The organism is Leclercia sp. (assembly GCF_036780805.1).
Taxonomy (GTDB): domain Bacteria; phylum Pseudomonadota; class Gammaproteobacteria; order Enterobacterales; family Enterobacteriaceae; genus Enterobacter.
This window is the reverse complement of record NZ_DAIQCE010000001.1, coordinates 1,365,107-1,391,395: the sequence shown is the minus strand read 5'-3', so window position 1 is coordinate 1,391,395 and position 26,289 is coordinate 1,365,107. Positions and strand designations below refer to the sequence as shown.

Sequence of the window (26,289 nt, the reverse complement as noted above, 5' to 3'; positions counted from 1 at the left end):
GGGCGCAGGCCTGACCTCCGGCATGACAGAGGATGCGATGAAAAAACAACGGCTGACTCCCCCGACGGACTGTGTAGTGGAGATAACCCGGCGGCTGACCACGATCGATGCGCACCCGCAGCTCAATGCCCTTCTCGGGGTCAACCCGGACGCGCTGGCTGAGGCGGCCCGGTATCAAACACTGCGCCGTCGCGGCCAGCTGACCGGGCCGCTGCACGGCGTGCCGCTGATCGTCAAAGATAACATCGCCTGCGCCGGGCTGCCCCTGACGCTGGGCTGCGCCGCGCTGGCGCAGCTGCGGGCGACAACGGATGCGCTGGTGGTGCGTCGGCTGCGGCAGGCCGGGGCGATTATTCTGGCCCGGGCTAATATGTCCGAATTTGCTTTTGACGTCCGCTCCCGCAGCTCGCTGGGCGGGGACGTACGTCATCCAACATTTCCGACCCTTACCGCAGGCGGTTCCAGCGGAGGCAGCGCGGCGGCGGTGGCGGCCGGGATGGCGGAGGGGGCGCTCGGCACCGATACCGGCGGCTCGATCCGTATTCCGTGCAGCTACACCGGGCTGGTGGGATTAAGACCGCGGGTGCGCAGGGCGCAGATGCAGGGCATCGCGCCGCTCTCCCTGAGTAAAGACACCGTCGGCCCGATGGTGCACAGCGTGCAGGACGCAGCCCTGCTGCATGCGGTTATTCATGGGCAGACGCCGTCCACCCTTGAGCCCATGTCGCTGAAAGGCGTGCGGCTGGGCGTGATCCGCGCGGTGGAAGGGGACGATCCTGAACAGCTGGCCGTCTGGTATGACGCCCTCGTGACCCTGAGGCGGCGCGGTGCCACGCTCGTGGATGTTGGCCTGCCGATCCTGCCCGAGGTAGCGAGTGCCACCTGCCTGAGCCTGTATGAGTTTCGCGTGGCCTTTGACGCCTGGTTACGCCGACACCCTGGCGCACCCGAAGGGCTCCAGGCGATAGTCGCCTCCGGGCAGTTTTTGCCGGAGTTTCTGCCGCTGTTAAACCAGATGCTCGCCTGCGAAAAAATTAAATCACCGGCATGGCGGGCCGGGCGACAGCTGCGGCGTCGGCTGCGCCAGACGCTTGGTCTGCTGGCAGAGCAGGGGCGACTCGACGGTTTTCTCTATCCGACGGTGGGCCGGATCCCGGAGAGCCTGGCAAAAATGCCGCCCGGTTGTGCACCCGAGCTGGCGGCCATCAGCGGGTTTGCCGCCATCACGCTTCCCTGCGGCACGACCCGAACCGGCTTTCCCGTGGGGTTCGAAATTCTCTCTCCCGCCGCAGAGGAGACTGCGCTGCTGGCGCTGGCCGCCGCCTGCGAAACCGCGTTCAGTCTGCCGTAAACGGCAGCCGGCGGCGCACGCGCGAGGCGGGCTGTACCGCGGCTTTGGCCATCGCCTCACCGATTTCGGCGCACACCACCAGCCCCTGCACAAAGGGGCGATCGTGCATCAGATACGGCAGGGCACCGAAGGCAATTTTCCCGCGCAGGTAATCGGGGGCGAGCAGGGTATAGTCATCCCCGACGTCGGGAATGTCCTCTCCGGCTGATTCCAGCTGATGTCGCAAGACCGGGAACGGCAGATCCTGAGTTTTGAGCGGTTTCTGCCCACGCGCATCGATAAAGACGTCAAAGTAAAAGGCGTCGCCCCGGGCATGAATCACCGTCCGATCTTCTTTGACCGCCATTTCATAATCGTCACCCAGCGTCAGAATGCTGATGATACCCGCCTCGCGCAGGGCCAGCAGTCTGCGAATCGACTGGGACGGGATGGCGGCATAGTTGTCGATGAAAATACGCGCCAGGCCGACCTTGAAGCGCGCTTTGTCCTGTTTCGTCAGGTGGGGCACAATCTTCTCGACGGCCTCGTGCAGGCGCAGGATGGTGTAGCGCCACGGCACGGTGCGTTTGTCGCGCTTGTTACGCTCCACTTCATCGAGGTTAGAGACCGCCCAGCGGAACGGGCCATGTTTTTCCCGGTCGGCAAACCAGGCGTCGCGAATAGTGTCGGCGGTCAGGGTCTCTAACGCCACCGCATCGCACCACTGCGGGTCGGCATGCTGCAGCTCGGCAACCACAAGATCAAAGATGCGGTCGAGTAAGCCTTCTGAGCCCTGTTCGATAGCGGTGTCTATCGCCGCTTCCGTGGCGATGGTTAACGGCTCGTAGGGGATTGGGCAGTAAAAATCGGCTTCCGGCAGAATACCCGAGCGGGACATCAGCACGATCTTCAGCGCTTCGCTGCCCTCGTCCAGCCGGAAGTGGATCTGTTCATCATCGGTTTCAATGAATTTGCCGTGCTGAACGGCGACGGCCATCGCCGCGTCCAGCCCGCTCAGCGAGGTGCCCATAATGCCCACGTTGCAGGGGAGGATTTTGGCCTCCATTAGCCCGGACCAGGGGCTGGGGAAGAAGGAGCGCGAAGCGGCGTCTTCTTCAGGCCAGACGTGCCCGGTGGCGATAACCACCAGATCGAACGGCGTCGGCGCGGCGTCATCTCCCGCCAGAATATTGACCCCCTCAGGGGTGGCCTCCACGTCGGTGACCTGGCAGGATTCGCGCACCTCGATTTCAAAACCCGCTTTTTTCGCCTGCTCGACCAGCTGCACAAATTGATCGCGGAAATACTCCCCCAGCAGTATGCGCGGCAGGAACTGCCGCACGTGCAGCGACGATTTTTCCACGCCGTAGCGCGCCAGATGGGCATCGTCCTGGCTTCGCAGCCAGTCGATGTAGGTTAAAAAAATGGGCGGGATTTCGATGCTGGCGATGTTGGCCAGCATCAGTCTGGAGTTATCTTCGTCGCTGTAGGGCATGCCGACGCCGGCTTTTTCAGCCTGCTCATAGACAGTGATGCAGAGCGGCGTCCCCTGATTCAGTAGCGAGAAAAACGTATAAATGCCGGTCGGCCCAGCGCCGATAATGGCGATCCTTTTCATCTATGCTCACCCTTTTTTTGCCTGCCTGAACATCGTTTCAGACACGCACATTATTAATCCATGAAAAATAAGTGTGGATGAAAACGCAAAATGAGCAAACCGGCAGCCCAGGGATACCCCTGAATCATTAGTTTTATGAATGTGTATTAAATGCAGCATTTGCACACTCAATTGTTTTATCTGCATAAAATAAAAATGACGCGGCGGGAACAGGGCTTATTTTCTCAATTGATTCACATCAATTACCGCATTGAAGTTATGGGGAAGAATGCCCCCTCTTTTTGAGGGGGAATAATATGTCAGAACGCAAAGAAAAAAGAGCCGCGCTTTTTCCCGACATCACGCGCAGAGGACTGCTCAAGGCGGGCTCAGCCCTGGTGACGCTGCCCTTTGTGATGTCCGGCAAGGCGCGTGCCGCGAAAACCGCGGCCGGGACGGTGCCAGACGCGCAAGCGACGACTGAGCGCGTCGTCCAGACCTGCAGTACCTTCGACTGCGGCGGCAAATGTGATATTCGCGCCCACGTCGCGGACGGCGTAGTCACCCGGATCACCACGCGCCCGGATAGCGCGCTCGATCCCGAGATGCCGGTGATGCGCGCCTGCGTGCGCGGCCGCAGCTATCGCAAGTTTGTCTACCACCCGGATCGCCTGAAATATCCCATGAAGCGCGTCGGTAAACGGGGGGAGGGGAAGTTTGAGCGTATCTCCTGGGAAGAGGCCACCACCCTAATCGCCGACAACCTGCAACGCATCACCGCCAAGTACGGCCCCGATTGCCGCTTTGTGCACAACAATACCGCCACCAGCGGGGGCACCTTCTCCGGCGATAAAATGATGCGTCGTCTACTCAATCTCACCGGGGGCTATCTGGAGTACTACCATTCGGTGAGTATGGGCAACACCGCCGCCGCCACCCCTTATACCTACGGCACCGCCGCCAGCGGTAACTCGCTGGATACCCTGGCGGACACGAAGCTGGTGATCCTCTGGGGACATAACCCGACCGAAACCATTTTCGGCCATACCAACCACTATTTTCAGCAGATGAAACAGAACGGCACCCGCTTTATCGTCGTCGATCCGCGTTATTCCGATACCGTGGCATCGCTGGCCGATGAGTGGGTCCCGCTGCTGCCCGCCACCGACAACGCCCTGATGGACGCGATGATGTACGTCATCGTCAGCGAAAATCTGCACGATAAGGCCTTCATCGAACGCTACACTCTGGGCTTTGACGAGGCCTCCATGCCGGAAGGCGTGCCCGCTAACGAGTCGCTGGTGGCCTACCTGATGGGGGAGAAAGACGGGCAGGTTAAAACCCCCGAGTGGGCGGAAAAGATCACCCATGTCCCGGCACAGACCATTCGCCAGCTAGCGCGGGATTACGCCAACACCAAACCGGCGGCCCTGATTCAGGGCTGGGGTCCGCAGCGACACAACTGTGGCGAGCGTACCGCCCGCGGGTCGACGCTGCTGGCGACCCTCACCGGCAACGTCGGGATCAAAGGCGGCTGGGCGGCGGGCTACGGCGGCTGCGCCAACCGTAAATTTGCCGCAGGGCCGGAGATGCCGGATAACCCGGTCAAAGCGTCCATCTCGATCATGAACTGGGTTCAGGCCGCCGACGATGCCAGCAAGGTGACGCCGGAAGCGGGACTGAAAGGGACGGACAAGCTCAAAAGCAATATCCGTATACTCTTCTCGCTGGCGGGTAACTATCTGGCGAACCAGAACCCGGATCTGCATCAAGCGGTGAAGGTACTGGAGGATGAGTCGAAAATCGAGTTTATCGTCGCCAGCGACCTCTATATGACGCCGAGCGCCCGCTATGCGGATCTGCTGTTGCCGGAAACCAGCTTTATGGAGCGCTGGAACATCGGGGAAACCTGGGGGACGGCAAGCTACCTGGTCCTGTCAGAAAAGCTGATCTAGCAGGAGTTTGAACGCCGCTCTGACTATGACTGGCAGCGGGAAGTGGCCGCGAAGCTGGGGATCGAGCCGCAGTTCAGCGAAGGGCGCACCGAGCAGGCGTGGATTGAACATATCTGGGAGCAGACCCGCCTCTCCATGCCGGATGAACATCTGCCGACGTTCGCTGAGCTGCGGGAAAAACGTCAGCATCTCTTCAAGAGCAAGCCGTATGTGGCGTTTGAAGACAACATCCGCGATCCGCAGAATCATCCTTTCCCAACGCCGTCCGGGAAAATCGAGATCTTCTCGAAGCGTCTGTACGACATGAACAACCCGGAAATCCCGGCGCTGTCGCATTACGTTCCGGCGCACGAGGGTCCGGAAGATGCGCTCGCGAAGCAATTCCCCCTCCAGCTGATCACCTGGAAAGGGAAAATCCGTGCCAACTCCACGCAGTATGCCAACCCCTGGCTGCAGGAAGTGCAGATCCAGAAGCTGTGGATCAACCCCGTGGATGCCCAAAAGCGGGGGATCCGACAGGGAGACAGCGTGCGCATTCACAACCCGCGCGGTGTCTGCCAGGTTCCGGCGGAAGTCACCCAGCGCATTATGCCTGGGGTGGTCGCCATGCAGGCCGGGGCCTGGTGGCAGCCGGATGCCGACGGCGTCGACCATGGCGGCTGTGCCAACGTGCTGAGCTCCGCACGTATTACTCCGCTTGCGAAAGGCAACTCTCATCAAACCATGCTTGTGGAGGTCGCAAAGTATGAGTCAGCAGTATAAGGAATACCCACCGGTCAGCGATAAGCAGCTTGGCTTTTTCATTGACTCGTCGCGTTGCTCCGGGTGCAAAGCCTGCCAGGTGGCCTGTAAAGATAAGCATAACCTTGAGGTGGGTCGTCGTTTCCGCCGCGTCTACGAGGTCAAGGGCGGCGGGTTTATCCCGACCGGGCAGGGCGGCTATGCCAATAACGTTTATGCCTTCACCCTGTCGATCTCCTGCAACCATTGCGCGGATCCGATTTGCACTAAAAACTGCCCGACCACGGCGATGCACAAGCGCCCGGGGGATGGCATTGTCCGCGTCGATACCAACAAATGTGTTGGCTGCGGCTACTGCGCCTGGTCGTGCCCTTACGGTGCGCCGCAGATGAATGAAGAGACCGGGCAGATGTCAAAATGCGATTTCTGCGTGGATTTACAGGCCAAAGGCGAACAGCCGATTTGCGTCGCCACCTGTCCGCTGGGGGCGATCCAGTTTGGGCCGATCGAGGAGCTGCGCGCGAAGTACGGCAGCCTCTGTGACGTGCAGGGTTTACCGGTTTCGTCCATCACCCAGCCCAACCTGGTGATTAAAGCGCATCAGGGCGCAGAAATAGAGGAACAGCCGCATGCATGAGTTACCGCTTCTGATCTTTACCCTGCTGGTCCAGGGCTCGGTGGGTATGACCCTCTTCCTGACCCTGTCCGCCCGGGCGGGTTCGCGCGTGCCCGAGGTCAGACCCCAGCTGCTGCCGGGCATGCTGAACGCCTGTGTGGCCGGAGGGCTGGGACTGATGGTTTCCACCCTCCACCTCGGCTACCCGCTGAACGCCTTTAACGCCCTGCGCCACGTCGCCAGCTCATGGCTGAGTCGGGAGATCGTCTTTGCCAGCCTGTATCTGGCGGCGCTTGGGCTCTGTACGCTGGTGATGCTGGTCAGAAAGCAGCCGATCCCGCTGTTACTGCCCGTGGCCGCCGTGCTGGGGTTGATTGATGTCTGGTGCATGAGCGCGATCTATGCCTATACGTCGGTCATCACCTGGAGCCATTTCAACACCTGGCTGATGTTTTACGGTGCCGTTGGGTTGCTGGGCGCAGTGGCACTGGCCTGGCTGCCGATGCTCAAAGCACGATCCGTGGCCCGGGAGCGGCAGTCGGTGATGCGTTTCGCGGCGGCGATGGTGGTGGCGATCGTCGCCATACGCCTGCTGGCGCAGCCGGATTATATGGCGTATCTGGCGAGCGCCAGCCTGAGTGGCGCTGTCACGTTGCCGCACCAGCCGATGGCGATCTTCACCCAGCTAAGCGGACTGCGGCTGTTCAGCTGGACCTTATCCGTGCTCGGTGCGCTGCTGTTTGCGGTTAGCGCATGGCGTCAGGGCAAGCTCGGGTTGATGGTCGGCAGCCTGCTGCTGGTGTTGGCTGAAGTGCTGTTCCGCTTTATGTTCTTCTGCATTAACTGATGACGCGCTTTAGCCTGATGCAAACCCCCGCGCCGCCCGGCGTGGGGGAGTCCTGCCTGCGCAGACAGCTACCCCGCCACGACTGCGAGGCCTGCGTGACAGTGTGCCCGGTGCAGGCCATTACCGCTACGGCCACCACGCCGACCCTTAACGCGCTGGATTGCCTGCAGTGCGGCCGCTGCCTGTTCGTCTGTCCGGCGGATGCGTTGCAAAACATTCGGCCAGAAACCCGCCACTTTACGGCATCGACGCTGGTGGCGCCCTTTTCCACGCTCGCGCCGTCCGTGGACGAGTTACTGATGTGGCACCAGCAGCATGGGATCCGGGCAGTTGAAATGGAGCTTGAGGCCTTCCCCGGCTGGGTGCGCGCCGTCGCGGCACTGAATATCCGGCTCCGGGCGCTGAATACCCCGGCCTGGCAAATCCTTCCCCCGCGGCAAAAAGCCATTAACACGGCACGCCGACACTTTATCAAAGCCAGCGAGGTGGACGTGCAGTCTACCACCGTGAGCATCGGACGCCGGGCCCGGCGTCAGGCTTTTTCAGCACTCAGTGAATATCAGCTGTCGCTGGATCAGGCGCAGTGTACGGTCTGCGGTGCCTGCGCCAGGGTCTGCGGGGAGAGGGCGCTGAGTCTGGGCGAGGGGGCGCTGACGTTCTCGTCGTCATCCTGTACCGGCTGCAACAGCTGCGCCGTGGTGTGTCCCGTGAATGCAGTTCGTATCGACAGGCAGTTGGGTGATAACAGGGTATTGCGCTTTTCGTGGCGTCAAAAAACCTGCCGATGCTGTCAGCGGGAATTTTATACGTTTAGCGATAAGGTTGAACGCTGCTTTATTTGCCTGCGTCATACATATGATATGCGAGAGGCATAACCTATAGTTACCGCCGATATGTGGTGGTAAGAAAACTATTTATATAGCGTTAATTGTTTTCGATAAGGATTTGGTTCGCTTTTCTGTGAATTATAAACATTTTGAATGCATAGCGACTGTTTAATTTCTCTCCCTGTATGGGTGATGGAGGATATTTAAGTGAAGTCTAGTTTTGGACCATGAGAGAGTTGAATTATTCTTATTTTTTTGTTTTATTATTTTCTCTTGAATAAACGTGACTTTACTTAACGACGCTTTCTTAAGGAAAAGAAACCACTATGGCTGATACATTTCAGGATGAAGTGTCCAGGGCTCGCACAAATGTAATGCTGGTTCTCCACGCAAGGGAGCACATAAGAAAGTTGAATTGCCGATTAGGCTCCTTACTGTTGGCCATATTAGTGATGACAAAGAATACCAGTCGTTATCCGAACGCAAGAAAGTCATTTCCAATAACTAACTTCGATAGTGTCCTTTCTGAATTTATCCCTAACGTTTACTTCGCCTCACAAACACGCTGGCTGGCGATGCGTAATATATTACGGGACGGAATTAGTGCGCTTGTCCCGAGATAAAACGTAAGCACCTCTTGTAATGAATTAACCGGGAATATGCGGCTGTCTGTGGATACTGAAATTGCCTGATTCCCGGAACAGACTGTTCTGTTTGCTTTTTGCTGAATATTAGCCTTGCAGGGTATTCAGCACAGAAAAAAATCTGCCTGACCTTATGCGCTTTGGATTCCTTTAATGAGGAAAAGCGATGGGCGGTAGCGTGTCCAGCACTAATAAAGAGAGATTCTCATGGAAAATCCAGCCATCCTGTTACGCCGTCTTAATCCTTACTGTGCCCTCGCGATGGAAGGTGCGGCCTCCATGTGCCAGGCACGTGGTCATGCGGAAATTCTGCCCGGGTACTTGCCAGAGCAGGGCGAAAAAGGTCTCACGCGTTATGAGCGGGATCAGAAACCACACTCGTTACGCCTTAACTGGAGTAAGGAAGAGGGTATCGGTCTTGAGTTTGACGTGCAACAGGGAGGGGACGCATGAGTAATAATCCCCCGTTAAGATTCAGCCACAACCATCACCAATTATCGGTGAAGGGCTGTGACGCAGGGCCTGATGTGCTGGCGTTTGAAGGTGATGAAGCCCTGAGTACGCCGTTCCGCTACCGGATTGAGTTCACCAGCGCTAACCACGCCATCAGCAAAGAGATGATGCTGATGAAGCCCGGCTCCCTGACGCTGCAGGCCCCGGTTGACCAGGGTTACGGCATCAGAATCCAGCAGCCGGTGCGGGTGATACAGGGCGTGGTGACAGGTTTTGAACGGCTTGGCACCTCCGCAGATGAAACCCGCTACGCCCTGACGCTGCGGCCACGCCTGGCGCTGCTCGACCGCTCGCACCAGAACGCCATTTACCAGGACATGTCGGTCCCGCAAATCGTGGAAAAAATCCTGCGCGAGCGCCACGGCATGCGCGGCCAGGATTTTCTGTTCTCGCTGAGTAAAGAGTACCCGCGCCGTGAGCAGGTGATGCAGTACGGCGAGGACGACCTGCACTTTATCACCCGCCTGCTGGGTGAGGTCGGTATCTGGTTCCGCTTTACCACCGACACGCGCCTGAACATTGACGTGGTGGAGTTTTACGACAGCCAGCAGGGTTACGGGAAAGGCCTGACGCTGCCGTCGGTGCCGCCGTCCGGGCAGCATGCGAAAGGCATGGACTCGGTGTGGGAGATGGAGTGTCGTCACAACGTGGTGCAGAAGCAGGTCAGCACCCGCGATTACAACTATCGCCAGGCCACGGAGGACATGAACACCCTTGTCGATGCGACCCGCGGGGATGCCACCACTTACGGAGAGGCCTATCACTGGGCCGATAACTACCTGACGGCGGGAACGTCCCATGACCGCAACCCGGCCCCGGAGTCCGGGGCGTTTTACGCCCGCATCCGTCATGAGCGCTACCTGAATGGCCAGACCCGGACCCGGGCCATCACCAGCTGTCCGACCCTCTCTCCGGGGCAGATTCTGAAAGTCACCGGCGGGTACGAAGTGGCAGAGGTGTTTGCACAGGGGGTGGTCGTCACGGCAATGCACTGCCATGCCCGGCGTGACGAGGACTTTGCGGTTGATTTTCACGGTATCCCGGACAGCGCTGATTTCAGTTTCCGCCCGGAGCCAGGCTCACGCCCGGTGATGGCCGGCACCTTACCGGCCCGCGTCACCAGTACCACCGAAAATGACACCTACGGGCATATCGACAAGGACGGCCGCTACCGCGTTAACATGCTGTTTGACCGGGACAACTGGGAGACCGGGTTCGAGAGCCTGTGGGTGCGTCAGTCCCGTCCCTATGCCGGCGACACTTACGGCCTGCACCTGCCGCTGCTGGCGGGTACCGAAGTGGCGATTGGCTTTGAGGACGGTAACCCGGACCGGCCGTATATCTCTGGCGTGCTGCACGACTCGGCCCACGGCGACCACGTCACCATCCGCAACTACAAACGCAACGTCCTGCGTACCCCGGCGAACAACAAAATCCGCCTCGACGATGAGCGCGGGAAAGAGCATATCAAGGTTTCGACGGAGTACGGCGGCAAGAGCCAGCTGAATCTCGGGCATCTGGTCGACAGCGAAAAACAACAGCGCGGGGAAGGCTTTGAGCTCAGAACCGACAGCCGGGGTGCCATCCGGGCGCAGAAAGGAATTTTTATCAGTGCTGACGGGCAGGCGCAGGCGCAGGGCCAGGCGCTGGAGATGCAGGCGGCGATGAGCTGTCTGAAAGCTGCCAGTGAAGAAATGCAGGCGATTTCTGATGATGCGGAAGCTTCACAGGCGAGTACGGCGGAGTTACAGGCACAAATAACGCTGATGGAGAAAAAATTGAATGAACTGAAGGCCTCAGTGTTGCACCTGACAGCTCCTGAGGGTGTGGCGGTGACAAGCGGGGCACACCTTCAACTGTCAGCCAGCCAGAATCTGGTAGTGACCGCCGGAAATAATGCCGATATTAGTGTGGTGAAAAAATTGTTCGTAGGTGTCGGTGCACAGTTGAGTGTGTTTGTACGCAAACTCGGGATCCGGCTCATCGCGAACCAGGGGCCGGTGCAGGTACAGGCACAGAATGATTTAATGGAATTGCTGGCACGCAAGGAAATCAGCATCGTCAGCACGGAAGATGAAATCAAAATCATTGCGAAGAAGAAGCTAACGGTAAATGGCGGTGGGAGTTATATCACTCTAGATGTTAATGCCATTGAATTTGCGACGATGGGCGATTTCAGGACAAGAGCCGGGCATTATGCGAGACAGGCGGGAGCGCAGCATAAGCCTGAGATTTCACCTTTAGCAAATGCTATAGATGATGGCAGCCATAATATTCGTTACTTGTGTACAGATGATAATGGCATACCGATGCTTAATACCCCTTACAAGGCATTTCTGGCTGATGGTTCAGTAACAGAGGGCGTTAGTGATGGTGAGGGGTATACGAAGTTGTTTACGTCTGCACAGACTCAGGATGTTCTGCTACATATGATGCCGGAGACAATCAATGTCTAAGTATAATGTTTATACAAAAATTGAATCGAATGTTTCAGCAGTTGACCTTTTTTATGATCTCAATGTGTATAGAACTGACGCCAATAATAAAAAATATATGTTACTGTCAGTGGCGCAACAACCAGTAACCCCCAATTATCAAACTCAGTCCCATGAAACGAATGAGACAGAGGATGAACTGTCTGTAATCTACATTATGGAAATTAACTTATACCGCAAACACGGTGGTAAGTTGATTTCTGTGCTTCCATCTCCGGCTAAAAAAATGTACACACTGGGTGAAATTTCTTCCGGAAAAGCATACTCAAAAAGTAAGCGAGAAAATGTCTGTTATTTTGAGACTAAAGCTCAGACTAAACCCATTAATGATAATAGAGATGAAAATATTCTTAGTGTGCAGATTACCTGCCTTGAAAGAGCTTTTATAGCAAAGGAATATCCTATCGGCAGTGCTGATGATCCTTTCGATAAGAAAAAAATAGAGAGTCAACTTACGTCAAGAATAAAGCATAGTACTTATCCTAATCAAGGGGGGACTAGCTTGTGTGGGCCTGCATCATTCTTTTATTGCCTGCTGATGGACAGGCCAGATGTTTATAAACAAGCAGTTAATGAGCTTTGGTTGCACGGTAAAACTAAAATAGGCACACTGGATATTTCACCTGGAAATGGGTGTAGACATCCCAAAGGTAGTTTTTATGATGAGTACGGTAGAGAAGCAGTATCTGGCCTGGATTGGATCACATTGGCTAGCCTGAGGGATTCTGAAAACTCCATCATGAGCTACGATGAAGTGGGTGATCAGGTTGCTGGTATTACAATGTGGGGGAGGTTGACAGAATGGTTCGAAAAAGCAGGTTATGAGAAAATATTCGATAATACAAGCCTTTCACATGCCACTGAAGCAGATATAGTAAAGCTTAATTCATATATGCAACAAGGATACAGAGTTGTAACTCTGATATCTGCAGGAATGTTAAAGGGGTGGGGTTCTGGTGACTCATCGTCAAAGAATCATTGGATTGTTTGGGATGACGCTGTTTGCAAAGTTAATGGTGGGGATATTACTATCAAAGATAGTGATGAATTAATTGAGCTAAAGCTTTTCTCTTGGGGAAGGGTTGATTGGCAAACAAAAAATAATAGTACTCTCAGCTACTTCGCGAAGCATGTTTTTGGAGGGGTGGTTTTTAAACCAATGAAATAGCCATGAAGAAGATTATTCCTTTTATCCTTTTCTTGATTTCTGCTTGTAGCAGTACTGCCCCAAATTTCTTACCCGGAGGAAATAATCTCCCTGACGGAATTGTTGGTCAGGATTATTTAGCTGAGGTTGAAATAACTAATGTCATTTTATTTAAAGAAAATGTTGGAGTGAACATATCCCCTCAGAATACAGGCTTAAAATGGAATCCAAAGGTGACCAAGTTGGAAAGAGGGGGGGCAGAAAGAGTAGATGAAGATTATCATTATATAAGAATTAGTGGGAAACCTAAAGAGGTAGGGGAAGTACTAGTCCATATTAACGGATACTCAATGGGAACAACGACTCCAGGAAGTAAAATTGATAAGGTATATGTAATAAAAGTAAAAACAGCCAAGAATTGATCGTTTGCAATCACAGGCTAAGGCTTTGAAAGAAAATATACAATAAATATTATAAGGTTATCCAATAGTAAGATAATTATTTAAATACAACGATGTAAAAACAAGTTAAGTTCTATAACCACCTAGAACAGGCCATAAGCACGTTTTTAGAGGTGTGGTTTTCAAACCAATGAGTCAAATGAAATATTTAATTTGTTTTTTTAATCTTCATTGTGCCCGGTTGGACCGCTTTTCGCCTAACAGTTTTGCCTGAAAAAATAACCTCACAATTGCAGCAGTTAATTACAAATGCCGGCATGTCATTGAAATAAAAGGTGGGGCAGTTAATAAATCTAGTGTGTCAGTAAGTATAACCCCGAATGATTCAGGGCTGATATGGAATCCGGAAGAAATAAAATATAGTCTTGGTGGAGAAGATGGAGTAAATAAAGATTACCATCGTATCATCATATCTGGTATCCCGAAAAAATCAGATGATTATAGCGTAACTGTTTCTGGGCTTACTCTTGGCAGAATGCACTGCCGTAAAGATTTTTATAAGCAATATACGATAAAGATCAAACAGTAGCCAATTCACTTAGCGCATGTCTGGTTTTTCAGGACATAATTTTTCTGCCAATGTGAAGGAATACAATGAGCATCAATCCCCCGTTAAGATACGGCCACAGCCACCACCTGCGTTCGGTGAAGGGCGACGACCTGCCTTTATCACCCGCCTGCTGGGCGAAGTGGGTCACCACCGACACGCGCCTGAACATCAACGTGGTGGAATTTTACGACAGCCAGCAGGAGTACGGGAAACGCCTGACCTTGCCGTCGGTGCCGCCGTCCGGTTAGCACTCAAAGGGGGTGGACTCGGTCTGGGGCATGGAGAGCCATCACAACGTGGTGCAGAAGCAGGTCAGCACCCGCTGGGCAAAGGCCCTTTATGGCCCGGAATGAACGGTGTGCTGGGGGCGGAAGGCGATGGCTTTGCGAATAATATCCCACAGACCTTTACAACAGAACTGGACTTTTAGACCGGGCTAGAGCCTGCAAAATCACAACAAGGCAATCGATGTGTTACATACAAGTTTTATTAAGACCGTTCGCACGGTACGCGTGAAGTGTAAGTAACATGTGCAGATGGCGTCTGATATAAATTTTGGAAAGGTATAAGGATAAGCAGGACTAACTGAAATGGTGCGTCCGAGTGGACTCGAACCACCGACCCCCACCATGTCAAGGTGGTGCTCTAACCAACTGAGCTACGGACGCACTGTAGAGAATGGTGCGTTCAATTGGACTCGAACCAACGACCCCCACCATGTCAAGGTGGTGCTCTAACCAACTGAGCTATGAACGCAATGTTGTGTGTGACAACGGGGACGAATATTAGCGGCAGTGCGGGCATCAGGCAAGAGGAAAACTGCAAATTTCTTCACGAATTCACGCGATTGCTGTATTCCCGCGCAAAATGAGGAGAAAGTAGCCGCCCGCGGGCGGCTACTGCGCAATTAGCGTGCAGCGCGTTGCAAAATCACGCTTGATGGCTGGCGCTGCAGGAAGCGCATGCGCAGCATCATCATGACCGCGGCAGAGGTTAAGCCGATAATAAAGCCCATCCAGAACCCGGCGGGGCCCATTCGATCCACCACCAGGTCGGTGAGGGCCAGAATATAGCCGCTCGGCAGTCCCAGCACCCAGTAGGCGATAAAGGTGATAAAGAAGATCGAGCGGGTATCTTTATAGCCACGCAGCACGCCGCTGCCGATCACCTGAATGGAGTCGGAGATCTGATACACCGCCGCCAGCAGCATCAGATGAGAGGCGAGGATCACCACTTCCGGGTTGTCGTTATAGAGCAGGGCGATCTGCTCGCGCAGCGTGACGGTGAACAGCGCGGTACAGACCGCCATGCACACCCCAACGCCAACCCCGGTGCGGGCGGCGGTTTGCGCTTCGAGGGTTGAACCCTGGCCGAGACGATACCCGACGCGAATGGTCACCGAGGCGGCGAGCGACAGCGGCAGAACGAACATCAGCGAGCTGAAGTTAAGCGCGATCTGGTGACCGGCCACGTCGACAATCCCCAGCGGGGAGACCAGCAGCGCCACCACTGCGAACAGCGTTACCTCGAAGAACAGCGCCAGGGCAATAGGCAGGCCCAGCTGCACCAGACGCTTCACCACCGCCATGTCCGGCTTGCTGAAACCGGCCTCGTAGCGAATATCGCGCATTGAACGTGCGCGCTTCACGTACGACAGCATGCTAAAGAACATCACCCAGTACACCGCCGCCGTCGCCACGCCGCAGCCGACGCCGCCCAGTTCCGGCATGCCAAAATGCCCGTAAATAAAGACGTAGTTCACCGGAATATTCACCAACAGCCCGATAAATCCCATCACCATGCCCGGTTTGGTCTTCGCCAGGCCTTCGCACTGGTTACGTGCCACCTGAAAGAATAAATAACCTGGCGTCCCCCAGAGCAGGGCGCGTAAATAGCCGACGGCCTTATCGGCCAGGGCCGGATCGATATTGCGCATGGCGTGAATAATATAGCCAGCGTTCCACAGAACGATCATGATCAGCACCGAAACGAATCCGGCCAGCCAGAACCCCTGACGGATCTGATGGGCAATACGCTCCCGGCGCCCGGAGCCGTTGAGCTGTGCAATAGTTGGCGTTAACGCCAGCAGCAGGCCGTGACCGAATAAAATAGCCGGCAGCCAGATGGAGGTGCCGATGGCGACCGCGGCCATGTCGGTAGCGCTGTAGCCGCCCGCCATCACGGTATCGACGAATCCCATCGAGGTTTGGGCGATTTGCGCGAGTATTACCGGGATCGCCAGAGCTAATAACTGACGCGCTTCAATCAAGTACTTCTGCACGTGAACACCTTTGATATTGTTGTTATTTGAAAGAGAAAAAGCCGCTGCGAAAAGCAGCAAAAAGAAGATGCGGGGAATTCCAGCTATTGTAGCGGGGATAAGCTAATTATCTAGTGAAAAAATCGCCAGAAAAGGTGGGGTACTGGCAACCTCTATTTTCAACTGTTATTGTGGTGCGATAAAACGGTGTCATCACCGAAGGAACAAACAGGAGTCGTAAGCATGTTTACTGGTATTGTGCAGGGCACCGCGAAACTGGTGTCCATTGATGAAAAACCCAACTTCCGCACCCATGTTGTCGCCCTGCCGGATGAGATGCTTGATGGGCTGGAGACGGGCGCATCGGTTGCGCACAACGGTTGTTGTCTGACGGTCACCGAAATTAACGGCAACCTGATCAGTTTCGATTTAATGAAGGAAACGCTGCGTATCACCAACCTGGGCGAGCTGGCTGAAGGTGATGTGGTCAATGTGGAACGCGCGGCGAAATTCAGCGATGAAATTGGCGGACATTTAATGTCGGGCCATATTATGACCACGGCTGAAATTTCTAAAATCCTGACGTCAGAAAATAACCGCCAGATCTGGTTTAAAGTTCAGGATCCGTCCTTAATGAAATACATCCTGTATAAAGGATTTATTGGTGTGGACGGCATCAGCCTGACGGTGGGCGAGGTGACGCCAACCCGTTTCTGCGTCCATCTGATCCCGGAGACGCTGCAGCGCACCACCCTCGGCAATAAAAAGCTGGGCCATCGGGTCAATATTGAAATCGATCCCCAAACCCAGGCCGTGGTCGATACCGTAGAGCGCGTGCTGGCAGCCAAAGAGGCGGCCGCTATCCAACAGACCCTCAACGACGCGTGATAAAAAAACACCCCGGCAAGCCGGGGTGTTTTGTTTAGCGCGCCACCCGCAGGCCGTGCTCCACGCCGCGGCTAAAGACCACCTGCCACAGATGAATATCCCGGGCGCGAAACGCCCCGGCACAGGCATTCAGGTAATAGCTGAACATCCGTTTAAATCGTTCGGAATAGTTGTCTGCGATCTCCGGCCAGGCGGCGAGGAAACGTTCATGCCATGCCATCAGGGTGGTATCGTAATCAGCGCCAAAATTATGCCAGTCTTCCATCACGAAATGGGGTTCGCTGGCATTGGCGATCTGGCGGACTGAGGGTAAACAGCCATTCGGAAAGATGTATTTATCGATCCACGGATCGACGCGATGATCGGTTTTTTGTGAACCAATGGTGTGCAGCAGAAACAGACCATCCGGCTTCAGGTTACGATCCACCACCTCAAAATAGGTGCGGTAGTTCTTCGGCCCGACGTGTTCGAACATCCCTACCGAGACGATGCGATCGAACTGGTCGCTCAGATCGCGGTAATCCTGCAACAGGATGGTGACATCCAGACCGGCACAGCGCGCCTGCGCCAGGCGTTGCTGCTCCGCTGAGATGGTCACGCCCACCACGCTGACGCCATGGTGATGCGCCATAAAATGCGCCAGCCCACCCCAGCCACAGCCGATGTCCAGCACCCGCATGCCGGGTTTCAGCTGCAGCTTTTCGCAGATCAGACGTAATTTATCCTGCTGTGCCTGCTCGAGGGTGGTCGCCTCTTTCCAGTAACCGCAGGAGTACTGCATGGTGGGGTCGAGCATGCGGCTGAACAGGTCGTTACCCAGATCGTAATGCTCTTTGCCGACGATCCAGGCGCGCTTTTTACTCTGCAGGTTGAACAGGCGGGCAGTGGCGATCCGCAGCGTATCCTTCAGGTGGCTGGGCAGCTGTTTTTCCAGGCCCGCCCGCAGGACGTTATTGAAAAAGATATCCAGCCGCTCACACTCCCACCAGCCGTCCATATAGCTCTCGCCAAGACCCAGCGAGCCCTGCTGCAGGACGCGTTTAAAAAAATCGGGGTGTTTTATTTGTAGATCGGAGGATGCCGGGCCGTTAATGGTAATACCCGCGCGGCTCAGCAATTCGTTGACTATCCGGAACCAGTCATCATTCCGGATGCTGACTTCTTCTATACACGATGAACTCATAGCTTCTCCATCACCTGATGTGATCAGAATCCATAAACAGCGTAGACGCTCTTTATGAAGAATGAGAAATTTCACGGTGTAACCCGTGAGGCTAATATCCGACGTAGAACAGAGGAAGGGAGAGGACCCTTGCCGAAAGGCCATCCATGGTAAAACGGGAGCACTCCGGCTCCCGTTAACACTTAATATTTTTAGTAATTATCAGAACGCTTCAGTCAGTATAGGACTGATATCGTAGTGATTCAACAGGATATTGTTAGCAAGCTAATCAATGTTCTGTCAAGCCCGGGAAGATTCGGCTTGCAGGCTGTCATCCTGCGGGCCTGCAGGGACGTACTGCATCCGGTAGCCCAGCGCCGCCAGCACCACGGTTGCTACCATCACGCTGGTGGTGGTCAGCAGCGGAGTAGCAATCAGCCACGATACCAGCAGGCTCGCCAGGAAGCAGAGGCCCAGTTGCAGGGTGTTTTGCAGAGCGGCTGCGCTGCCGGTCGCCTGCGGGAAGGGACGCAGGGCCTGCGCGACCACAATCGGGTAGATTGCGCCGTTCGCCACCGCCATCAGGCAGAAGGGGATCAGCAGCTCAGCCAGGCCCGCGCCCGGGATAAACCCGACCGCCCAGGTGGCGATCACGCTGAAGGCAAACAGCCCCAGCAGCCACGGCAGCATCTGGTGGCCCTGCCACTTCTGCAGCGCGGCACGGCAGCCATAGCCACCGATCAGGAAGGCGATGGTCTGCGGCACGTAGCTCAGGCCGATCGCCGCCGGGCTGTAGCCCATGTCGCTGAGAATAAACGGCGAGCCGGTCAGCCAGGCGAAGAAGCTCGCGGAGCAGGCGGCGTAGATCAGCACGTTGCCGCGATAGGTGCGCGAGCGGAGCAGCGAAACAAAGGTAACGCGTTGCTCAGATTGTCCTTTTTTTGTCGCTGTCGGCTTCAGGAAAAACGCCGGGATCATCAGCACCAGGGTGATAACAAACAGCACTGCAAAAATGGCCTGCCAGCTGAAGTGGGCGAGGATCCAGCTGCCCAGCAGCGGCGCCAGCGCCGGAGAGAGACCGACCAGCGGCATGATGGTGGCGAAAATGCGGTTAGTGCGCGAGGCCGGGTAGTAATCGGTTACCAGCGCCTGCCAGGTCACCGCTGCGGCGCAGACCCCCACCGCCTGGATAAAGCGCAGCACCAGCAGCCAGGTGGCATCGCGGACCCACAGCATGCCGAGGCAGCCGAGGGCAAAAATGGCTAAACCAGCCAGCAGCACCGGCTTACGGCCGAAGCGGTCGGACATCGGTCCCCACAGCAGTTGGGCAAAGGCAAAGCCTGCCAGGAACAGGCTCAGGCTGGCGCTAATGGCGGCCGCCGGGGTTTGCAGATCCTCCTGCATGATCGAGAAGGCAGGCAGGTACATATCGGTGGCGAGGAAGCCCAGCACGCTTAAGCCGCCGAGCCAGACTAAAAATCCTTTCCCGGGTGTCATTGTTCTATTCTCCGTTTGGGCGCAGGTATGGGTAGGCGCTGAGTGTAGGGAGTGCAAACCCGCTTGTGAAACGCTAATATTTGGCGGTTGCGTTCAAAAATTTTGCAGGCAGAAAATGTGGTCAGAATATTCTCTTGAAGTGGTGGATGCCGTCGCGCGTAACGGCAGCTTCAGCGGAGCAGCGCAGGAGCTGCATCGCGTTCCGTCCGCCATCAGCTATACCGTGCGTCAGCTGGAGGAGTGGCTGGCGGTGCCGCTGTTTGAACGGCGTCATCGCGACGTGGAGTTGACCCCCGCCGGGACCTGGTTTCTGAAAGAGGGGCGGTCTGTTATCAAAAAAATGCAGATCACCCGCGAACAGTGTCAGCAGATCGCCAACGGCTGGCGCAGCCATATCTCCATTGCGGTGGATAATATCGTGCGCCCCGAGCGCACCCGGCAGATGATTGTCGATTTTTACCGCCACTTTTCGGACGTCGAGCTGCGGGTCTCGCAGGAGGTCTTTAACGGCGTCTGGGACGCGCTGGCGGACGGCAGGGTGGAGATGGCGATAGGTGCCACCCAGGCGATCCCGGTCGGGGGACGCTATGCGTTTCGTGATATGGGCACGCTGAGCTGGATTTGCGTGGTCGCCAGCCATCATCCGCTGGCCGCCATGGAAGGGCCGCTCAGCGATGATACCCTGCGCAACTGGCCCTCGCTGGTGCGCGAAGACACCTCCCGCTCGCTGCCGAAACGCATCACCTGGCTGCTGGACAACCAGCGGCGGATTGTTACACCCGACTGGGAATCGTCGGCCACCTGCCTCTCGGCCGGCCTGTGCGTGGGGATGGTGCCGGTGCATTTTGCCCGACCGTGGATCGACAGCGGCAAGTGGGTTGAGCTAACGCTGGAAAATCCCTTCCCGGATGCGGCGTGCTGCCTGACCTGGCAACAAAACGATATGTCGCCGGCTTTGGCCTGGCTGCTGGATTATCTGGGAGACAGTGAAACGATGAACCGGGAGTGGCTGCGGGAGCCAGAGATGCTGGCTCCCGGAGAGGATTAACGGCGGTAGTCGCGGAACGGACCATCCGCGACGGAGCGGCGTTCAATCAGGCGCGGATGTACCTCAATGGACTGGGACTCTTCGCGCTTATTGACGATACGGTCCAGCAGCATATTGAAGGCGGTCTCCCCCAGCGAATCTTTCGGCTGGTGGATGGTGGTCAGCGCCGGGGTAAAGAAGCGGGCGTTGCGCACGTTATCATACCCGATCAGCGAAACGTCCTGCGGAACGCGCAGACCCATCTCATCGGCGGCGCAGAGCGCACCCATCGCCATAATATCCCCGCCGCAGAAGATGGCGGTTGGACGCGGGCTCTGGGAGAGGATCTGCTGCATGGCGCGGTAGCCGGACTCCGGCTCAAAGTCACCCTGCACGATCCAGTTTTCCGGCACCGTGATTAATGCCTCTTCCATCGCCTTCATAAAGCCCGCCAGACGCCCGGCACCGGTGTTGCGCTCCAGCGCCCCCGGGATCACGCCGATTTCGCGGTGGCCGCGTTCGATCAGATAACGACCGGCCATGTAGCCGCCTTCAAAGGCGTTATCGATCACCGAATCGGTAAAGTCGGCCTTCGCTTCGCCCCAGTCCATCACCACCATCGGAATATTGCGATACTCTTCCAGCATGGTGAGCAGGGGTTCCGGGTATTCGGAACACATCACCAGCAGACCGTCGACGCGCTTTTGCGCCATCATCGACAGATAGGCCCGCTGTTTTTCGAGGCTGTTCCAGGCGTTGCCGAGGATCAGGGTGTAGCCTTTCTGGAAGCAGTTCTTCTCTACCGCTTCAATAATTTCCGCAAAATAGGGCGCTTCACTGCTGGTCGCCAGCAGGCCGATCGATTTGGTGTGATTCACCTTCAGACTACGGGCCACGGCGCTTGGAGAGTAGTGCAGCTCTTTAATGGCCGCCCAGACGTTGTTGCGGGTCTCTTCCGCGACAAAGCGGGTTTTGTTAATAACATGTGATACGGTTGTAGTGGAAACGTTTGCGCGTTTCGCCACGTCTTTAATTGTTGCCATCAGATGTCACTCCAGACCATATCTAAGCTCCTGAAAAACCAATAGGTAAACGTTTGCCTTCACTCGCCCTAATTGCGCAATTTGAATTGCGGTACGCCGGGAAAACGACACAGGACGTCAGGAGGGGGTCAATGGCCGGTACGCTAATAAATTTAGCGTGGAATTTTGTCTTATCTTGGCCCAAAGGGGAAGAGCAAAAACCGATATCAATCTAAATCCTGCAAGATTTTTACCCTCAACTGTGTAAAAATGAGCAAGCTCACTCTTCGTAGGGTGATTAAAAGGAGAAAAATTGATGAGTACCGATCTTAAGTTTTCGCTGATTACTACCATTATTGTTCTGAGTCTGATTGTTGCCAGCGGTCTGACTGCGGCACTGCACTGATTGATGCGGGAGAGGTCAGCTCTCCCTCGTTCCTTTTCGCTTATTGTTACGCGCCCTGCAAAAATCTTTTGCTAAATTGTTAACTTCTCATTTTTTGTGATTGATGTCATGCTTTCGCCTTCATTGTTCTGTGTCGCCTGACGACACGGTGTCTGGAGTTGAAGTATGAGAATCAATTTTCCGCTGCTGGCCCTGGCCATTGGTGCCTTTGGTATCGGTACCACCGAATTTTCCCCGATGGGCCTGCTACCGGTTATTGCCCGGGGCGTGGATGTCTCTATTCCCGCTGCAGGCATGCTGATCAGCGCCTACGCCATCGGCGTGATGGTGGGCGCGCCCCTGATGACCCTCCTGCTGTCCCATCGCGGACGCCGCAACGCGCTGATCTTTCTGATGGCGATCTTTACCGTGGGTAACGTTCTCTCGGCGCTCTCGCCGGATTACACCACCCTGATGCTGTCGCGTATTCTCACCAGCCTGAACCACGGTGCCTTCTTTGGCCTCGGGTCGGTAGTGGCCGCAAGCGTGGTGCCGAAACACAAGCAGGCCAGCGCCGTCGCCACCATGTTTATGGGCCTGACCATCGCCAATATTGGCGGCGTGCCTGCCGCAACCTGGATGGGCGAAGTCATTGGCTGGCGGATGTCCTTCCTGGCTACCGCGCTGCTGGGTGTCGTCTCGATGATCGCGCTGTTCTTCTCCTTACCTGCGGGTGGGGCGGGCGAAAAGCCGGAAGTGCGCAAAGAGCTGGCGGTTCTGCTGCGTCCGCAGGTGTTATCTGCCTTGCTGACCACCGTCCTCGGCGCTGGCGCGATGTTCACCCTCTATACCTATATTGCCCCGGTGCTGCATGACATCAACCAGGCGACCCCGGCCTTTATCACCGCCATGCTGGTGCTGATTGGCGTTGGTTTTTCCATCGGCAACTATCTGGGCGGCAAGCTGGCGGATAAGTCCGTGAGCGGCACCCTGAAAGGCTTTTTACTGCTGCTGATTGTCATCATGCTGGCGATCCCTTGGCTGGCGCGTAATGAAGTGGGCGCGGCCGTGGCGATGGTGGTATGGGGCATGGCGACCTTTGCGGTGGTACCGCCGCTGCAGATGCGCGTCATGCGCGTCGCAAGCGATGCGCCGGGATTATCATCGTCTGTAAATATCGGTGCTTTCAACCTGGGCAATGCGCTGGGTGCGGCAGCCGGTGGGGCAGTGATATCCAGCGGGATGGGTTACAGCTTCGTACCGGTGATGGGGGCCATTATCGCCGCCCTGGGACTTATTCTGGTCTTTGCCTCCGGGCGAAAACAACCTGAGCCGGTTTGCGCCACCGAATAAAAATAACGCCGAAGGAGTTCCCTTCGGCGTTTTCATTATGCCGCGAAGTTCTTCGCCACAAATTCCCAGTTTACCAGCGCCCAGAAGTGCTCGAGGTAATTCGGGCGCGCATTACGGTAATCGATGTAATACGCATGTTCCCAGACGTCGACGGTCAGCAGCGGAGTCGCGCGGGTGGTTAACGGCGTTCCCGCGTTAGACGTAGAGACGATCGCCAGTTTGCCGTCTGCCTCTTTTACCAGCCAGGTCCAGCCTGCGCCAAAGTTCTTCACCGCAGCATCGGTAAACTTCGCTTTAAATTCCGCAAAGCTGCCGAACGCAGCAGTGATGGCCGCAGCCAGCTCACCCGTGGGTTCGCCGCCAGCATTGGGTGCCAGGCAGTGCCAGTAGAAGGTGTGGTTCCACACCTGAGCGGCGTTGTTAAACACGCCGCCTTCGGACGTGCGCACGATCTCTTCCAGGGATTTCCCTTCGAACGCGGTGCCGCCGATCAGGTTGTTCAGGTTGGTAACGTAGGTCTGGTGGTGTTTGCCGTAGTGGTATTCCAGGGTCTCCGCCGAAATATGCGGGGCCAGGGCGTCTTTTGCATACGGTAATGCAGGTAATTCAAACGACATTGCTTCTCTCCTTATTATAGTGATCCATTCAATAGCCCTACTGAATGAAGGGATAGAGTAGCAAATTGAAAGAGTATGCAAAAGAGGAACTTACCCCGCCGGATAACCGACGGGGCAGGGGATTAACGGAGGGTATTAGCCTTCATGACGCGACGCGCGCCGACGTAGTGGCGCTGCCAGTAGTCTTCGCTCAGGGAGGTGATCTGAATGTCCTGGCCCGAGCGCGGAGACTGAATGAATTTGCCGTTGCCAACGTACACGCCAACGTGATCGGCGGTGCCACGCCCCTGGGTGCGGAAGAACACCAGGTCGCCGCTCTCAAGCTCACCGCGATCGACCGGAGAGGCGTCACGCAGGTGGTACATTTCGTTAGCGGTGCGCGGAATGCGGAATTTAACCAGATCTTTATAGGCGTAATAAACCAGACCGCTGCAGTCGAAGCCGGTACGCGGAGAGGTACCGCCCCAGCGATAAGGTTTTCCAATCTGGTCCATCAGCTTATTCATTGCCGTTTTCTGCGCTTTCTGCATCCGAACTTTATGCGCTTCGGCAAGGGTAGTGGTTTTGCTGGTTTTCACGCACCGCGCTTTATGCCCTCTACGAGGGGTGCATTTTTCTGTCACAACGCGGGAGGCGGTTTGCGTGGTTCGGCTGGCGCTGCGGGAGGTGGTGCGGCTTTTTTTACTGGAATTTGTTGACTGCGTTTTAGCGAGGCTTTTTTTGGTGCTGCTCTTTTTGCTGGTGCTCTCTTTTTTCGTGGTTTTGCTGGTGCTGCTTTTTTTCTTGGGTTCGGTCGCTTTCGCCAGATGCGTTTTATGCGCGGCAGAAGACCGCGCCTGCTCTGAGGCGTTAGCCAACGGCGTGAAGGTGAGAGACGTAAACAGCAAAGCACAGAGCGTGATCGAGAATGTATTTATTCGCGCCACTGGGCAATCCTCTGGTATTAGCAGGTTATACATAAACCTGCGTATGATTTACAAAACCCGTCGATTCTAATCTATAAAAAGGCCCGACGTTAATAAACTTTTTGCATCTAAAACTACGTTTCGTTAGCGAGTGCAAAAATATCACAATTTCCCAGGGGCATTTTGTGCATTACCTGAACAAAACCGCAGCTATTCTGCCGATAAGGTATGTTCTGAATGCATCTTTAAGGGACGCGCGGTAAAATCATATAAGTGACAAAAATGTTATTTTCCGTTGTCGTTCTGAAACGCTACAATGTCAGACGATTGCCGTAACAGAAGTTAAAGGAAGCAAAACATGAGCACTACTATTGAAAAAATTCAGCAGCAGATTGCTGAAAACCCGATCCTGCTGTACATGAAAGGTTCTCCGAAACTGCCAAGCTGTGGTTTCTCCGCTCAGGCGGTCCAGGCGCTCTCTGCCTGTGGCGAACGTTTTGCTTACGTTGATATTCTGCAGAACCCGGATATCCGCGCTGAGCTGCCAAAATACGCGAACTGGCCAACCTTCCCGCAGCTGTGGGTTGATGGCGAACTGGTTGGCGGCTGCGACATCCTGATTGAGATGTATCAGCGCGGTGAACTGCAACAGCTGATCAAAGAGACGGCTGCGAAATACAAATCCGAAGAGCCAGGCGCCGAGTGATCCACCGGGCCCGCTAAATAAAAAAGCGACCAGAAGGTCGCTTTTTTTATGCGTTGTTGTCGGCTTCCGGCAGCGGCCAGCCGCCGAGGCGTTTCCAGCGGTTAACGATCTCACAAAACAGTTCCGTGGTGCGCTCGGTATCGTACAGAGCCGAGTGCGCCTGGGTGCCGTCAAATTCGATGCCGGCGGTGATGCAGGCTTTCGACAGCACGGTTTGCCCCAGCGCCAGTCCGCTTAAGGCGGCGGTATCAAAGGTCACAAAGGGGTGGAACGGATTACGCTTCAGTGACGCGCGCTCGGCGGCGGCCATCATAAAGCTGTGATCGAAGGTTGCGTTATGCGCCACCATAATCGCGCGATTGCAGTTCTGATCTTTCATGCCCTTGCGCACCATTTTGAAAATGGCATGCAGCGCTTCATATTCACTGACCGCCCCGCGCAGGGGGTTATGCGGATCAATGCCGTTAAACGCCAGCGCCTCCGGCTGCAGGATCGCCCCTTCAAAAGGTTCGACGTGGAAATGCAGCGTGGAGTCCGGCAGCAAATCGCCCTGTTCATCCATTTTCAACGTGATGGCGGCAATCTCGAGCAGTGCATCGGTTTTGGCGTTAAATCCAGCGGTTTCGACATCAATGACGACAGGATAAAAACCACGAAAACGGTCGCACAGACCGGTAAGTTGAGCGTTATCGGACATCTGGATCTCTTACAAGGGGAAAAAAGCAGTGGGCATTATGGCAAATT

General features: G+C 55.5%; 20 protein-coding genes, 2 tRNA genes and 5 pseudogenes. 17 read left to right on the top strand and 10 right to left on the bottom strand.

Going from position 1 to position 26,289, the window contains the following annotated elements; all coding sequences use genetic code 11:
* The first annotated feature begins 37 nt into the window (after window positions 1-37).
* Window positions 38-1,351 carry an amidase family protein gene (locus V7Q49_RS06510; protein ID WP_333849922.1) on the top strand — a complete coding sequence of 438 codons (1,314 nt, stop codon included), beginning with the start codon at window positions 38-40 and terminating at the stop codon, window positions 1,349-1,351.
* On the opposite strand, the gene V7Q49_RS06505 is transcribed toward V7Q49_RS06510, so the two are convergent.
* The gene (locus V7Q49_RS06505; RefSeq protein WP_333849921.1) at window positions 1,338-2,948 is read right to left on the bottom strand and encodes an FAD-NAD(P)-binding protein; all 1,611 of its coding nucleotides are present in this window, start codon (window positions 2,946-2,948) and stop codon (window positions 1,338-1,340) included. The genes V7Q49_RS06510 and V7Q49_RS06505 overlap by 14 nt on opposite strands.
* A gap of 296 nt (window positions 2,949-3,244) precedes the next feature.
* On the opposite strand from V7Q49_RS06505, the pseudogene V7Q49_RS06500 reads away from it, so the two are divergent.
* The 11 genes and pseudogenes from V7Q49_RS06500 to V7Q49_RS06455 all read left to right on the top strand — a co-directional run.
* A pseudogene (locus tag V7Q49_RS06500) lies at window positions 3,245-5,644 on the top strand (DMSO/selenate family reductase complex A subunit).
* Window positions 5,628-6,260, top strand: a complete 633-nt coding sequence (locus V7Q49_RS06495; protein ID WP_333849920.1) for a DMSO/selenate family reductase complex B subunit — start codon at window positions 5,628-5,630, stop codon at window positions 6,258-6,260. Before V7Q49_RS06500 ends, V7Q49_RS06495 begins: the two are co-directional and overlap by 17 nt.
* Window positions 6,253-7,086 carry a dimethyl sulfoxide reductase anchor subunit family protein gene (locus tag V7Q49_RS06490; RefSeq protein WP_333849919.1) on the top strand — a complete coding sequence of 278 codons (834 nt, stop codon included), beginning with the start codon at window positions 6,253-6,255 and terminating at the stop codon, window positions 7,084-7,086. The genes V7Q49_RS06495 and V7Q49_RS06490 overlap by 8 nt, the downstream gene beginning before the upstream one ends.
* Complete coding sequence (locus tag V7Q49_RS06485; protein ID WP_333849918.1) at window positions 7,086-7,961, top strand: 4Fe-4S binding protein; 876 nt, start codon at window positions 7,086-7,088, stop codon at window positions 7,959-7,961. Before V7Q49_RS06490 ends, V7Q49_RS06485 begins: the two co-directional genes overlap by 1 nt.
* A 278-nt stretch (window positions 7,962-8,239) precedes the next feature.
* Window positions 8,240-8,490, top strand: a pseudogene (locus V7Q49_RS23520) (type VI secretion system contractile sheath small subunit); the annotation flags it as partial.
* 274 nt (window positions 8,491-8,764) lie between these two features.
* Window positions 8,765-8,923: pseudogene (locus V7Q49_RS23515) on the top strand (Clp protease N-terminal domain-containing protein); the annotation flags it as partial.
* 83 nt (window positions 8,924-9,006) lie between these two features.
* Window positions 9,007-11,526: a type VI secretion system Vgr family protein gene (locus V7Q49_RS06475; protein ID WP_333849917.1), complete on the top strand. Its 2,520-nt coding sequence runs from the start codon at window positions 9,007-9,009 to the stop codon at window positions 11,524-11,526.
* Window positions 11,519-12,733, top strand: coding sequence for a hypothetical protein (locus V7Q49_RS06470; protein ID WP_333849916.1), 1,215 nt, complete (start codon window positions 11,519-11,521; stop codon window positions 12,731-12,733). The genes V7Q49_RS06475 and V7Q49_RS06470 overlap by 8 nt, the downstream gene beginning before the upstream one ends.
* Window positions 12,734-12,735: 2 nt before the next feature.
* A complete protein-coding gene (locus V7Q49_RS06465) occupies window positions 12,736-13,134 on the top strand; it encodes a hypothetical protein (RefSeq protein WP_333849915.1) in 399 nt (132 codons plus the stop codon).
* A 704-nt stretch (window positions 13,135-13,838) separates the two neighbouring features.
* A pseudogene (locus V7Q49_RS06460) lies at window positions 13,839-14,046 on the top strand (hypothetical protein); the annotation flags it as partial.
* Window positions 14,043-14,150 (top strand): annotated as a pseudogene (locus V7Q49_RS06455) (type VI secretion system baseplate subunit TssG); the annotation flags it as partial. The pseudogenes V7Q49_RS06460 and V7Q49_RS06455, both read left to right, overlap by 4 nt.
* A gap of 164 nt (window positions 14,151-14,314) precedes the next feature.
* Here V7Q49_RS06455 and V7Q49_RS06450 read toward each other — a convergent pair.
* The 3 genes from V7Q49_RS06450 to mdtK all read right to left on the bottom strand — a co-directional run bounded on the left by V7Q49_RS06450 (window position 14,315) and on the right by mdtK (window position 16,004).
* Window positions 14,315-14,391: transfer RNA gene (locus tag V7Q49_RS06450), tRNA-Val, on the bottom strand.
* Window positions 14,392-14,402: 11 nt separating this feature from the next.
* Window positions 14,403-14,479, bottom strand: a tRNA-Val gene (locus tag V7Q49_RS06445).
* Window positions 14,480-14,630: 151 nt separating this feature from the next.
* Window positions 14,631-16,004 (bottom strand): MdtK family multidrug efflux MATE transporter, encoded by a 1,374-nt coding sequence (gene mdtK / locus V7Q49_RS06440; RefSeq protein WP_333849914.1) that lies wholly within the window; start codon window positions 16,002-16,004, stop codon window positions 14,631-14,633.
* A 222-nt stretch (window positions 16,005-16,226) separates the two neighbouring features.
* Here mdtK and V7Q49_RS06435 point away from each other — a divergent pair, with 222 nt between their 5' ends.
* Complete coding sequence (locus tag V7Q49_RS06435) at window positions 16,227-16,871, top strand: riboflavin synthase subunit alpha (protein WP_333849913.1); 645 nt, start codon at window positions 16,227-16,229, stop codon at window positions 16,869-16,871.
* Window positions 16,872-16,905: 34 nt separating this feature from the next.
* Here V7Q49_RS06435 and cfa read toward each other — a convergent pair whose 3' ends face one another.
* The gene (gene cfa, locus V7Q49_RS06430; protein WP_333849912.1) at window positions 16,906-18,054 is read right to left on the bottom strand and encodes a cyclopropane fatty acyl phospholipid synthase; all 1,149 of its coding nucleotides are present in this window, start codon (window positions 18,052-18,054) and stop codon (window positions 16,906-16,908) included.
* A gap of 279 nt (window positions 18,055-18,333) precedes the next feature.
* On the bottom strand, window positions 18,334-19,530 hold the full coding sequence (gene punC, locus V7Q49_RS06425; RefSeq protein WP_333849911.1) for a purine nucleoside transporter PunC: 1,197 nt from the start codon (window positions 19,528-19,530) through the stop codon (window positions 18,334-18,336).
* Between the two features lie 115 nt (window positions 19,531-19,645).
* Between punC and punR the strand changes: the two genes are divergently transcribed.
* A complete protein-coding gene (punR, locus tag V7Q49_RS06420) occupies window positions 19,646-20,578 on the top strand; it encodes a DNA-binding transcriptional activator PunR (RefSeq protein ID WP_333849910.1) in 933 nt (310 codons plus the stop codon).
* Here punR and purR read toward each other — a convergent pair.
* Window positions 20,575-21,600, bottom strand: a complete 1,026-nt coding sequence (gene purR / locus V7Q49_RS06415; RefSeq protein ID WP_333849909.1) for an HTH-type transcriptional repressor PurR — start codon at window positions 21,598-21,600, stop codon at window positions 20,575-20,577. The two genes, punR and purR, sit on opposite strands and share 4 nt — an antisense overlap.
* Before the next feature lie 295 nt (window positions 21,601-21,895).
* On the opposite strand from purR, the gene cydH reads away from it, so the two are divergent.
* Both cydH and V7Q49_RS06405 read left to right on the top strand, forming a co-directional pair.
* On the top strand, window positions 21,896-21,985 hold the full coding sequence (cydH, locus tag V7Q49_RS06410) for a cytochrome bd-I oxidase subunit CydH (RefSeq protein ID WP_106993692.1): 90 nt from the start codon (window positions 21,896-21,898) through the stop codon (window positions 21,983-21,985).
* A gap of 165 nt (window positions 21,986-22,150) precedes the next feature.
* Window positions 22,151-23,317: an MFS transporter gene (locus V7Q49_RS06405; RefSeq protein WP_261643065.1), complete on the top strand. Its 1,167-nt coding sequence runs from the start codon at window positions 22,151-22,153 to the stop codon at window positions 23,315-23,317.
* A gap of 35 nt (window positions 23,318-23,352) precedes the next feature.
* On the opposite strand, the gene sodB is transcribed toward V7Q49_RS06405, so the two are convergent.
* Window positions 23,353-23,934 carry a superoxide dismutase [Fe] gene (gene sodB, locus V7Q49_RS06400; protein ID WP_333849908.1) on the bottom strand — a complete coding sequence of 194 codons (582 nt, stop codon included), beginning with the start codon at window positions 23,932-23,934 and terminating at the stop codon, window positions 23,353-23,355.
* Between the two features lie 122 nt (window positions 23,935-24,056).
* Window positions 24,057-24,860 carry a C40 family peptidase gene (locus V7Q49_RS06395; RefSeq protein ID WP_333849907.1) on the bottom strand — a complete coding sequence of 268 codons (804 nt, stop codon included), beginning with the start codon at window positions 24,858-24,860 and terminating at the stop codon, window positions 24,057-24,059.
* Window positions 24,861-25,197: 337 nt separating this feature from the next.
* Here V7Q49_RS06395 and grxD point away from each other — a divergent pair, with 337 nt between their 5' ends.
* Window positions 25,198-25,545 (top strand): monothiol glutaredoxin 4, encoded by a 348-nt coding sequence (gene grxD, locus V7Q49_RS06390; RefSeq protein WP_032617810.1) that lies wholly within the window; start codon window positions 25,198-25,200, stop codon window positions 25,543-25,545.
* Between the two features lie 46 nt (window positions 25,546-25,591).
* Here grxD and rnt read toward each other — a convergent pair whose 3' ends face one another.
* Window positions 25,592-26,242, bottom strand: a complete 651-nt coding sequence (gene rnt / locus V7Q49_RS06385; RefSeq protein ID WP_333849906.1) for a ribonuclease T — start codon at window positions 26,240-26,242, stop codon at window positions 25,592-25,594.
* Window positions 26,243-26,289: the final 47 nt, after the last annotated feature.